Raw genomic sequence first — 1422 nt, 5'->3', positions numbered from 1 at the left:
GGGTCACGTCCACGGACGTGGTGTATGAGTCGATCTTCGAGTGATCCTGTTTTTGCAGGTTAAGCGGTAAGTGTGTGCGGAAGTGGGTTCTGGGCCGGTGTGTCGCCGGTGATCAACCGGACGCGGGCCTTGGCCAAGATGTCCAGGCCCATGTAGCGGCGGGCTTCGGTCCATTCGTCGGTCTGCTCGGCCAGCACCGCGCCGACCAGCCGGATGATCGAGGGCCGGTCAGGGAAGATGCCGACCACGTCGGTGCGGCGGCGGATCTCCTTGTTCAACCGTTCTTGGGGGTTGTTGGACCAGATCTGCCGCCAGGTCTCGCGGGGGAAGGCGGCGAAGGCGAGCAGGTCCTCACGGGCGGCGTCCAGATGCTCGCAGGCGGCCGGGTACTTGGCCTCCAGGGCGTCGATGACCCAGGCATGCTGGGCGCGAACTTGTTCGGCGGTGGGCTGGTCGAAGATGGTGCGTACCAGGGTGGCCACCCACGGCTGCGCCGACTTGGGCACGCAGGTCAGCAGATTGCGCAGGTAGTGGGTGCGGCAGCGCTGCCAGCACGCGCCCGGCAGGGCGGCGCCGATCGCCTCAACCAGCCCGCGGTGGGCGTCGGAGACGACCAGCTGAACGCCGGACAGACCGCGGGCGACCAGACCACGCAGGAACGCCAGCCAGCCGGCGCCGTCCTCGGCCGAGGTGACGTCCAGGCCGAGGACTTCGCGCTGGCCGTTGGCGTTGACGCCGGTGGCGATCAGGGCGTGCACGTTGATGGTGCGGCCGCCCTCGCGCACCTTCTGGGTCAGCGCGTCGATCCAGACGAAGGTGTACGGGCCGGCGTCCAGGGCGCGGGTGCGGAACGCCTCGACCTGCTCATCGAGCACCTTGGCCATCTGGCTGACCTGGCTTTTGGAGATGTGCTTGATGCCGAGTTGCTCGACCAGCTTGTCCACGCGCCGGGTCGAGACGCCGAGCAGGTAGGACGTGGCGACCACACTGATCAGCGCCTGCTCGGCCCGCCGGCGTCGCTCCAGCAGCCAGTCCGGATAGTAGGAGCCAGAGCGCAGCTTCGGAATCGCGAGCTCGATGGTTCCTGCGCGGGTATCCCACTCGCGCTGCCGGTAGCCGTTGCGCGAGTTGATCCGCTCGTCGCTGCGCTCGCCGTAGGCCGCGCCGCACAGGCTGTCGGCCTCGGCCGACATCAACGCTTCGGCCATGGTCTTCACCATGGATCGCAACATGTCAGGGTCGTCGGTCTCGATCTGCTTCGCGAGCCACTGAGCAGGCATCACACTGTTGTCTGCGGCCATCGACTGGTTCTCCTTCGATCTTGATCTAGCTACTCGAAGGATCACTCGATGGCCGTCTTCATTTCACGACGCCACGCCTGTGATCAGGCCAAACTCGTACACCACTCCTGTGGACGCAACC

At 66.4% G+C, this 1422-nt stretch carries 1 protein-coding gene; it reads right to left on the bottom strand.

The genetic code is table 11. The features are described 5' to 3' along the window. Window positions 1–59 precede the first annotated feature (59 nt). Entirely contained in the window at window positions 60–1301 is a 1242-nt protein-coding gene (locus E1294_RS51925; RefSeq protein WP_132520748.1) for an IS256 family transposase, read from the bottom strand. Window positions 1302–1422 lie beyond the last annotated feature (121 nt).

Source organism: Nonomuraea diastatica (assembly GCF_004349015.1).
In the GTDB taxonomy this organism is placed as follows: Bacteria; Actinomycetota; Actinomycetes; order Streptosporangiales; family Streptosporangiaceae; genus Nonomuraea; species Nonomuraea diastatica.
This window is presented reverse-complemented; position numbering and strand designations above follow the sequence as displayed.